Here is a 9,653-nt window from a genome sequence, read left to right on the forward strand (position 1 = left end):
ATAGGGCCTCGAGGCGCTGACGAGGTATGAGGTCGGCGGCCTGCCAGACGCGGCTGAGATGGTCGAATTCTTCGCGGTGGCGCGCGTCGCTCTCCAACCAGGCACGTAACTGCTTCTGCAGCGCGGTATCACCGGGCGCGTCGTGCACGCGAACGAACCATGCGGCCGCCTGCTCGCGGACGGTATCGGTACCGGTACCGGGCTGTTTCATCGAAAAGGCCTCCTGACTCATCATGCCGACACATCCAGGTGCTCACGCAGATGCCGGAGCGTGCGGATCATATACTTTTCGACCATGTTCTTGCTCAACCCCATGCGCTGGGCAATCTCGGCCTGGGTCAGGCCTTCGAGCTTCTGCCAGATGAACACCTGCCGGCAGTTGAGCGGCAGCTCGGCCAGCGCCCGCTCGACGCTGTCGGCCAGTTCCAGTGCATGCACGTAAGCCTCCGGGTCGCTACTGCCGACAGCGCCGGCGTCGAACGCGTCCAGCTCAAGTGCCTGGCGCCGGTCTTCGCGGCGAAAGCCGTCCACCGCAATGTTGCGGGCCGTCTGGTGCAGGTAGGCACGCGGCTGCTCAACCTGCTCACGCGGGTTTTCCAGCACCCGGACAAAGGCGTCATGGGTGAGGTCTTCGGCCTGCTGGCGATTGCGCAACTTGCGCGTCCAGGTGCCGATCAGCTCATGGTAATGGTCGAAGAAGCCTTTGTGTCCGGACACGATCAGGGCCGTCAGGGAGGCAGATAAGGGTGCGAATAGTAATGGTTCTCATAAAAACCGGCAATTCCGCCAGTCGGTAACAAAAAATTTATGACGGATTTCATGCACGGTCGTACAAAAAAATGTGGCCATAAATATGAACACCTGTGGCCATTTGGCGGGTGAACCTGCTGCCACTTCAATAGCGAAAACCCTGCGGGGGCGGGTTTACCCGCGCAGGGGTCAACGCGGTCCATTCCACAATTATTTACGCTTGAAACATCCCGGGGAACATCAGCCGGTCACACGAGTCGGTTATTCAAATGGCGGGTCGTCGATCCACGCCGATCGCGCCCGGATTGCCTGTTGATTCTGCATTCTTCACGCCCTAAAGTGCGCGCCGAACGTCCATGCTGGAAACGATCCATCCGGCTCAAGTACTGAGTAGGCGAACCAAAGTGGGGATACGGAGGACGTTCAGTTTGCAGCCACTTAAATTTACCGTTTGCCCATGGAGTCCCTGAGCATGTCGATCCAGGTTGAAGACTATTTCGCGCGTGACACCTTCCAGAAAATGAAGGCGTTCGCCGACAAGCAGGAAACCCCGTTCGTGGTCATCGACACCCAGATGATCAGCCAGGCCTACGACGACCTGCGCGCCGGTTTCGAATTCGCCAAGGTCTACTACGCGGTCAAGGCCAACCCGGCCGTTGAAATCATCGACCTGCTCAAAGAGAAAGGTTCGAGCTTCGACATCGCCTCGATCTACGAGCTGGACAAGGTGCTGGACCGCGGCGTCAGCGCCGACCGCATCAGCTACGGCAACACCATCAAGAAGTCCAAGGACATCCGCTACTTCTACGAGAAGGGCGTGCGCCTGTTCTCCACCGACTCGGAAGCCGACCTGCGCAACATCGCCAAGGCCGCGCCGGGCTCGAAAGTGTACGTGCGTATCCTGACCGAAGGTTCCACCACTGCCGACTGGCCGCTGTCCCGTAAATTCGGCTGCCAGACCGACATGGCCATGGACCTGCTGATCCTCGCCCGCGACCTGGGCCTGGTGCCTTACGGCATTTCCTTCCACGTGGGTTCGCAGCAGCGCGACATCAGCGTATGGGACGCAGCCATCGCCAAGGTCAAGGTGATTTTCGAGCGCCTGAAGGAAGAAGACGGCATCGAGCTGAAGCTGATCAATATGGGTGGCGGCTTCCCGGCCAACTACATCACCCGCACCAACAGCCTGGAAACCTACGCCGAAGAGATCATCCGCTTCCTGAAGGAAGATTTCGGTGACGACCTGCCGGAAATCATTCTGGAGCCAGGCCGCTCGCTGATTGCCAACGCCGGCATTCTGGTCAGCGAAGTAGTGTTGGTTGCACGCAAGTCGCGCACCGCCGTCGAGCGCTGGATCTACACCGACGTGGGCAAGTTCTCCGGCCTGATCGAAACCATGGATGAAGCCATCAAGTTCCCGATCTGGACCGAGAAGAAAGGCGAAACCGAAGAAGTGGTCATCGCCGGCCCGACCTGCGACAGCGCCGACATCATGTACGAAAACTACAAGTACGGCCTGCCGCTGAACCTGGCCATCGGTGACCGCCTGTACTGGCTGTCGACCGGTGCCTACACCACCAGCTACAGCGCAGTGGAATTCAACGGCTTCCCGCCGCTGAAGTCGTTCTACCTGTAATGCATAACGGGGCCGCGAGGCCCCGTTTTTGTTTATGTGCTGCCTGTGCTGGCCTCACTCCCCGCGCCGGTCAATCTCTTCGGCGTAGCGAGCCGCAAAGGCCATCAACACCGGCCCGGCCCCCTGCAAGGTGAACAATGCACTGCGCAGGAAATTCATGTTGCCCTCGACACAGGCCTGTTCCATCCAGCGCCCCGCCTCGGCCAGCTCACCGCGCTCGACCAGCACCAGCGCCAGGCTGAACATGCCGCGAAAATCCCCCGCCTCGGCCGAACGCCGGTACCAGCGCACCGCCCGCGCCGGGCTGGGTGCCGTGGCGATGCCTTGCTCAAGGTAGCGCCCGTACAGGTTCATCGACTTGGCATGGCCCTGCTGGGCAGCCTTCTCGTAACACATCAGCGCCTGCGCCTGGTTGGCCGGTACGCCACGCCCGGTTGCCAGCAGGTTGGCAAGGTTGTACAGGCCCCAGTCCAGGCCGGCATCTGCCGCCCGGGCATAGTGAATGGCGGCCTGGGACAGGTTCACCTCACCGCCCCAGCCATGCTCCAGGCAACGCCCGAGCATGTTGTGCGCCATGGCACTGCCGCCCTGTGCAGCAATGCCGAACCAGCGGCGGGCGACCCCGGCATCCGCCTCGATACCGCGCCCGTCGAGCAGGATCTGCCCCAGCAGCGACTGCGCCTCGATCACGCCCTGCCCGGCTGCGGCGAGGATCGCCTGGGCAGCCTTGCCGGGGCTTTCTTCGAGCATGGCCTGCAAGCCAGCCACATCCACCACTTCTTCACGTCGTAACAGGTAGGACACGGTTCAGACCTCGGCCCAGCGGCGCAGCAGGTTGTGGTAGGTGCCGGTCAATTGCAGCAGCGAAGGGTGATCCGGCACATCGGCGGTCAGTTGCTGGATGGCGTTGTCCATCTCGAACAGCAGCGCCCGCTGGCTGTCCTCGCGCACCAGGCTCTGGGTCCAGAAGAACGCAGCATAGCGTTGCCCGCGGGTCACCGGGTTGACCTTGTGCAGGCTGGTGCCGGGGTACAGCACCAGGTCTCCGGCAGCCAGCTTGATCTGCTGCACGCCATAGGTGTCCTGGATCACCAGCTCGCCGCCGTCATAGCTGTCCGGGTCACTGAGGAACAGCGTGGAAGACAGGTCGGTGCGCACCCGTTCGGCGCTGCCCTTGGGCTGGCGCAAGGCGTTGTCGATGTGGAAACCGAAGTTGCCGCCTTCGCGGTAGCAGTTGATCAACGGCGGGAACACCTTGTGCGGCAAAGCCGCCGACATGAAGCGCGGGGTTTTCCACAGACGGTCGATCAGCGCAGTGCCTATCTCCTTGGCCAGCGGGTGGCCCTCCGGCAACTGCAGGTTGTGCTTGGCCTTGGCCGACTGATAGCCAGCCGTGATCTTGCCGTCGGCCCAGTCGGTCTGCTCCAGCGCCTCGCGGATACGGGCCAGTTCATCAGCCTCGAACAGGCCGGGGATGTGCAGCAGCATGTCGGAGTACCGTCAGGAAATCCAAAGGAGTCAATGATATTGATTCCCTTTTGCACTTCACAAGCCCCATTCGCCGCTTAAGACGTTTCAGCTTGATGAAACCGTAAAGGCAAATTGTAAAGATTGTAAATTCTTCACGAATGGTAACGAATCTCAATTGTTAGTCACAATTGCTTACATTAGTATCCGCCGCCACAACACCTTGGGGAAGGTCCTTAGCAATGCGCCAGTACGTACCATCTGCAGTGAGTTCGCCACGCCTGATCGTCACCGCTATCGGTGTAGCCCTTAGCGCTTCGTCGGTGTACGCCGCCGACCCGGCTGCCAGCAGCGCTGTCACCCTGGACGCGACCAGCGTCAACGGCAAGGCTGAACAGGCCAGCACCGACTACAAGGTGGAGAAGGCCGCCTCGCAGAAGTACACCGCGCCGCTGGTAGACACCCCGCGCTCGGTCACCGTCATCCCGCAGCAAGTGATCAAGGACACCAATGCCCTGACCCTGCAGGATGCCCTGCGCACGGTACCGGGCATTACTTTCGGTGCTGGCGAAGGTGGCAACCCGCAAGGCGACCGCCCGTTCATCCGCGGGTTCGACGCCCAGGGCGATACCTACCTGGACGGTGTGCGTGACACTGGCGCGCAAACCCGCGAAATCTTCGCCATCGAGTCGGTGGAAGTGGCCAAGGGCCCGAACTCGGCCATCGGTGGCCGTGGCGCTGCAGGCGGCACCATCAACCTGGTGAGCAAGCGCGCGCACCTGGGCAACTCGCTGGACGGCGCCTGGACCTGGGGCAGCGACCAGACCCAGCGCTATACCTTCGATGGCAACTACCAGTTCAGCGACACCGTTGCCGGCCGCCTGAACCTGATGACCCACGAAAGCAACGTAGCCGGCCGCGACAAGGTCAACTATGACCGTTGGGGCATTGCCCCGTCGCTGGCCTTTGGCCTGGGCACGCCGACCCGCGTCAACCTCGATTACTATCACCTGGAAAGCGACGACCTCCCGGATTCGGGGATTCCATACACCATCCCCACGGGTGGCAGCGCCGCACGTACATCGGCGCACCCAAGCAAGCCCTACGACGGCGGCGACAGCGACAACTTCTATGGCCTGACCGGGCGCGACTTCCGCAAGACCCGTGTGGACATCGCCACCTTTGCCATCGAACACGACCTGACCGACTCGCTGACCATCAAGAACACCCTGCGTCACGGCAACAGCATGCAGGACTACATCCTGACCCAGCCTGACGACAGCAAGGGCAACGTCAACAACGGCAGCGTCTGGCGCCGCGCCAACACCCGCGTCGGCAACACCGCTACCACCACCAACCAGACCGACCTGTTTGGCGAGTTCTACGTCGGCGGCATGAAGAACAGCTTCTCGACCGGTATCGAGCTGAGCCGTGAAGAAAGCGACCGTTCGAGCTACACCGTCGACACCGACACCGTTCCAGGCGGCGCCGCCAACACCAACTGCACCCCTGGCATGATCGGCGCCAGCAGCGGCTACAACTGCACCTCGCTGAGCAACCCGAACCCGGATGACCCGTGGAACGGCAACATTGCGCGGAACTATGCCGGCACTGACACCAGCAGCAAGACACGCGCGATCTACGTGTTCGACACCCTCGAGCTGACGCCTGAGTGGCTGGTGAACATGGGCTTGCGCTATGACCACTTCGACACCGACTACAAGACCCACAACGCTGCCGGCACTACCACTGCCAAGGGCAAGGACGTCAGCGAGTTTGTGACCGGCCAGCTGGGCCTGGTATGGAAACCTGCTGAAAACGGCAGTATCTACGTGTCCTACGCTACTTCCGCGACCCCGCCAGGTGCCATGCTCGGCGAAGGCACGGAAGGAAACCCTCTGGGTGGTACGACAGACCGCAACGGCAATCTGCTGGCCAGCGACATGGAGCCGGAAGAAACCACCAACTACGAAATCGGTACCAAGTGGGACCTGCTGGACCAGCGCCTGTCGCTGACCGCCGCGCTGTTCCGCACCGAGAAGGAAAACGCCCGCGTCCAGGTGGACACCACCACCTACGAAAACGTCGGCGAAACCCGCGTGCAAGGTATCGAACTGTCGGCTAGCGGCAAGATCACCGACAAGTGGCAGGTGTTCGCCGGCTACACCTACATGCAGGCCCGCCAGATCGACGGTGGCCCATTGAACAAGGCCAATGACGGCAACCAGCTACCGAACACCCCGAACAACAGCGCCAGCCTGTGGACCACCTATTCCATCACGCCGAAGCTGACCATCGGTGGCGGTGCGTTCTACGTGGATGACGTGTACGGCAGCGTGGCCAACACCACCATGGTCGACAGCTACGTGCGTTACGACGCCATGGCTGCCTACAAGCTGACCAAGAACGTCGACCTGCAGTTGAACGTGCAGAACCTGACCAACGAGGTGTACTACGACAAGGCCTTCTCCACCCACTTCGCCAACCAGGCGGCCGGGCGGACTGCACTGTTGACCACCAGCGTGCACTTCTGATGTTGGCATGGGGTTGATCTGTTGACTGGGCTGCGCCTGTGCCGGCCCTTTCGCGGCTAAAGCCGCTCCCACGGGTACTGCACTGCTCTCGAACCCTGTGCAGTACCTGTGGGAGCGGCTTCAGCCGCGAAGAGGCCGGTACAGGCCAACCCGGTAAACAGCACCCGCGCTGCCCCGTTCATTCCAGTGAGCGGGGCTTTTGCGTATCAAGGCATAATGCACGCCGCGCAGGCAGCGGCAGAAACACAAGGTGATCATGTGGTGAAGAAGACGCTGTTCCAATTGCACTGGTTCTTTGGCATCACCGCTGGCCTGGTGCTGGCCGTGATGGGCATCACCGGCGCCCTGTACTCGTTTCAGGAAGAACTGCTGCGCGCATTCAATGCCGACGTACTCAAGGTAGAAGTCCGCGCCGAAGGCGTACTGCCACCGGCCGAACTGGTGCAGCGCGTCGAAGCCCAGCAACACGACAAGGTGTCGATGCTGTGGGTGGACGTACGCGAAGGCAACGCCGCACGAATCTTCTTCATGCCGACACCGGGCGAACGTCGCGGCGAGCTGCGCTACGCCGACCCCTACACCGGCGAACTCAAGGGTGAAGTGGCCGGGCAAGGCTTCTTCAACCTCATGCTCAAGCTGCACCGTTTCCTGGCCATCGGCGACACAGGCCGGCAGATCACCGGCGCCTGTACCCTGATGCTGGTGTTCTTCTGCCTGTCCGGCTTGTACCTGCGCTGGCCGCGCAAGGCGCTGGACTGGCGCACCTGGCTGACCTTCGACTGGGCGAAGAAAGGCCGCGCCTTCAACTGGGACCTGCACGCCGTGGCCGGTACCTGGTGCCTGCTGTTCTACCTGTTGTTCGCCCTGACCGGCCTGTTCTGGTCCTACGAGTGGTACCGCGAAGGCCTGAACAAGCTGCTGGCCGACGCGCCGGCCGCCGGCCAGCAGCAAAAGCGCGGCGAAGGCCGTGGCCGCCACGGGCCGCAAAAGGTCGACAAGAACGCGCCGCCGCTGGTCGTCGACTACGACGCCATCTGGGCCAACCTCAAGGACGCCGCCGGCCCAGGCCTGGCCGCCTACAACCTGCGCCTGCCTCCGGTTGGCGGCCAGCCGGCCAACCTGTTCTACCTGCTGGACAGTTCCGATCACCCACGCGCCTTCAACACCCTGGTACTGGACCCGGCCACCGGCCAGGTGAAAAAACACGACCGCTACACCGACAAGTCCTTCAAGGCCCAGCTGCTGCAAAGCGTCTACGCCCTGCACGTCGGTGAATACTTCGGCCTGCCGGGACGCATTATCGTCACCATCGCCAGCCTGACCATGCCGCTGTTCTTCGTCACCGGTTGGCTGCTGTACCTCGACCGCCGCCGCAAGAAGCGCCAGGTCCGCGCAGCCCGCGGCAATGTCACAAGCAACACTGGCAGCAGCGACAGCTGGCTGATCGGTTTTGCCAGCCAGAGCGGCTTTGCCGAGCAGCTCGCCTGGCAGAGCGCCGGGCAGTTGCAGGCGGCCGGCCTGCCGGTGCAGGTACGCGCCTTGGCCGATCTGGCGGAAAGCGACTTGCGCCAGGCGCGCCGCGCGCTGTTCGTGGTCAGTACCTTCGGCGACGGCGAAGCGCCCGACAGCGCCCGCGCCTTCGAACGCAAGGTGCTGGGCCAGCCGTGGGCGCTGAACAACCTCAACTACGCCCTGCTCGCCCTGGGTGACCGCCAGTACCCGCACTTCTGCGGTTTTGCCCGCCGTCTGCAAGCGTGGCTGGGTGAGCGCGGTGCCAGCAGCGCGTTCAGCCCGGTGGAAGTGGACAATGCCGACCAGGCAGCCCTGCAGCAATGGCAGCAGGAGCTGGCGCAATTGACCGGCGCCCAGCCGGTGGCCGCCTGGCAGCCGCCAAGCTTTGGCAACTGGTCGCTGGTGCGCCGCGAACTGCTCAACCCGGGTAGCCAAGGCCAGCCGGTGTACCTGCTGGGCCTGCAACCGGAGCAACCCGCCAGCTGGGAAGCCGGAGACCTGGTGGAGATCCTGCCGCTCAATGGGCAGCCACGGATCGACGCTTTCCTCAACGGCATGGCGCTGGACCCCACTGCCCGGGTGCAGGTGAATGGCCTGGGCGAAACGCTGGCCCAGGCCTTGGTCGGGCGACAGTTGCCGACGCGACGTGATCACCTGATCGGCTTGCAGCCGCAAGCGCTGGTGGACGCACTGGTACCGATCGGCAGCCGCGAATATTCGATCGCCTCGATTGCCAGCGATGGTGTGCTGGAACTGATCGTGCGCCAGGAGCGCCACGCCGATGGCAACCTGGGCCTGGGTTCCGGCTGGCTGACCGAGTACCTGCCGCTGAACGGCACGCTAAGCCTGCGCCTGCGGCGCAACAGCGGCTTCCACCTGCCGGAAAGTGCCGCACCGATGATATTGATCGGCAATGGCACTGGCCTGGCCGGCCTGCGCAGCCTGATGCGGGCGCGGGTGAATGCGGGCGAGCAGCGCAACTGGCTGCTGTTCGGCGAGCGCAATCGCGCCCATGACCTGCTGTGCGCTGATGAGCTGCAAGGCTGGTTGGCCAGCGGCGACCTGGCACGCCTGGACTTGGCGTTTTCGCGGGATCAGGCCGAGAAAGTGTATGTGCAGGATGTGCTGCTGCAGCAGGCCGAGGAATTCAAACGCTGGGTGGCAGATGGCGCCTGTGTGTATGTCTGCGGCAGCCTGCAGGGGATGGCTGCGGGAGTGGATGCGGCGCTCAACGGTTTGCTTGGCGAGGCGGTTGTGCAGCAGCTGGTCGAGGATGGGCGATATCGGCGGGATGTGTACTGATCTGTAATAGATGTAGTTGGCCCTTTCGCAGCACAAGGCTGCTCCTACAGATGCAGCGCGTAACCTGTAGGAGCAGCCTTGTGCTGCGAAAGGACCGGCCCTGCTTTAGTGCAGCTCGAAGGTATCGGCATCCAGGTTGGCCGGGAACTTGGCCCGGTACGCCGCCAGCTCCGCCGCCCTCAACACGACGGTGAACACCCCGTCGGCCTCCCCCGCGCTGAGCAGACTTTCACCCTGGAAGTCCAGCACCTGGCTATCGCCGGAATACGCAAAGCCCTTGCCATCGGTGCCCACCCGGTTCACCGCAGCCACAAAGCACAGGTTTTCGATGCCCCGCGCCGGCAGCAGCCTGTTCCAGTGCTGTCGGCGCGCCGCTGGCCAGTTGGCGGTGTACAGCAGCAGGTCGGTGTCCTGGGCGTCGCGGCTCCACACCGGGAAGCGCAGGTCGTAGC

At 62.8% G+C, this 9,653-nt stretch carries 8 protein-coding genes; 3 read left to right on the forward strand and 5 right to left on the reverse strand.

Going from position 1 to position 9,653, the window contains the following annotated elements; translation table 11 throughout:
- Together HP547_RS23555 and HP547_RS23560 are read right to left on the reverse strand one after the other, a co-directional pair.
- Nucleotides 1–235: FecR/PupR family sigma factor regulator (locus tag HP547_RS23555; RefSeq protein WP_372242918.1), on the reverse strand; the 235-nt coding region annotated here is incomplete at its 3' end.
- Entirely contained in the window at nt 232–717 is a 486-nt protein-coding gene (locus HP547_RS23560; protein WP_172287687.1) for a sigma-70 family RNA polymerase sigma factor, read from the reverse strand. The genes HP547_RS23560 and HP547_RS23555, both read right to left, overlap by 4 nt.
- 505 nt (nt 718–1,222) lie before the next feature.
- Here HP547_RS23560 and HP547_RS23565 point away from each other — a divergent pair.
- Nucleotides 1,223–2,386, forward strand: a complete 1,164-nt coding sequence (locus HP547_RS23565; RefSeq protein WP_172218957.1) for a type III PLP-dependent enzyme — start codon at nt 1,223–1,225, stop codon at nt 2,384–2,386.
- A gap of 54 nt (nt 2,387–2,440) precedes the next feature.
- Here HP547_RS23565 and HP547_RS23570 read toward each other — a convergent pair whose 3' ends face one another.
- Nucleotides 2,441–3,190, reverse strand: a complete 750-nt coding sequence (locus HP547_RS23570; protein ID WP_172287689.1) for an SEL1-like repeat protein — start codon at nt 3,188–3,190, stop codon at nt 2,441–2,443.
- Between the two features lie 3 nt (nt 3,191–3,193).
- On the reverse strand, nt 3,194–3,874 hold the full coding sequence (locus tag HP547_RS23575) for a Fe2+-dependent dioxygenase (protein ID WP_172218953.1): 681 nt from the start codon (nt 3,872–3,874) through the stop codon (nt 3,194–3,196).
- A 221-nt stretch (nt 3,875–4,095) separates the two neighbouring features.
- On the opposite strand from HP547_RS23575, the gene HP547_RS23580 reads away from it, so the two are divergent.
- Both HP547_RS23580 and HP547_RS23585 read left to right on the forward strand, forming a co-directional pair.
- The gene (locus HP547_RS23580; protein ID WP_172287691.1) at nt 4,096–6,387 is read left to right on the forward strand and encodes a TonB-dependent siderophore receptor; all 2,292 of its coding nucleotides are present in this window, start codon (nt 4,096–4,098) and stop codon (nt 6,385–6,387) included.
- A 258-nt stretch (nt 6,388–6,645) separates the two neighbouring features.
- A complete protein-coding gene (locus tag HP547_RS23585) occupies nt 6,646–9,201 on the forward strand; it encodes a PepSY domain-containing protein (RefSeq protein WP_172287693.1) in 2,556 nt (851 codons plus the stop codon).
- Between the two features lie 105 nt (nt 9,202–9,306).
- Here the strand turns inward: HP547_RS23585 and HP547_RS23590 are convergent.
- The coding region (locus tag HP547_RS23590) for a nitrilase-related carbon-nitrogen hydrolase (protein WP_306140566.1) at nt 9,307–9,653 on the reverse strand (347 nt) is incomplete at its 5' end.

The organism is Pseudomonas sp. CM27 (assembly GCF_013179515.1).
Classification (GTDB): Bacteria; Pseudomonadota; Gammaproteobacteria; order Pseudomonadales; family Pseudomonadaceae; genus Aquipseudomonas.